Raw genomic sequence first — 538 nt, forward strand, 5'->3', positions numbered from 1 at the left:
AAATAAATTGATTGAAAATTGATATAAAACACTTCAAATCAATTGTTTGAGTGATAATTTTTATGTAAATTAGTACATGCAAGGACGAAAAGAATTTAGGCCAAAATTGTTTTATGAACTGAGTTTGGAAAGACTGGTACGGGCCGATAATATTTACAGAAAAATCGGGGAGGAATTGGATTTTCACTTTCTGTACGATTCGACTAAAAAGTATTACGGTATCGAAGGCCAGCAGAGTTTGGATCCGGTGGTTTTTTACAAGATTTTATTGGTGGGTTATTTGAACAATTTTAACAGCGATCGGGCTTTGCTCCAATATTGCGGTAATTGTCTGGATATCCGTTTGTTTTATCTGAAGAAACTTCTGAAGTTCAAGGTGAAAAAAGTAAAAACCCAATCCCAAATCCTGAACCTTCCCAAAGGGAAGATTGTGGCAATTGCTTGAAGCTGTTTTGAGAAGGGAAAAAGCTTGGATTTAAGATAGTCAAAAATGGAGGGAATTCTAAATCAATTTGAATTTTGCTGCGCTTAGAGAGCT

1 pseudogene is annotated in these 538 nt (G+C 35.1%); it reads left to right on the forward strand.

The annotated features are described in order from the left end of the window. Positions 1-76 precede the first annotated feature (76 nt). Positions 77-349: pseudogene (locus HU137_RS12890) on the forward strand (transposase); the annotation flags it as partial. Positions 350-538 lie beyond the last annotated feature (189 nt).

The organism is Moheibacter lacus, from assembly GCF_014042165.1.
In the GTDB taxonomy this organism is placed as follows: domain Bacteria; phylum Bacteroidota; class Bacteroidia; order Flavobacteriales; family Weeksellaceae; genus Moheibacter; species Moheibacter lacus.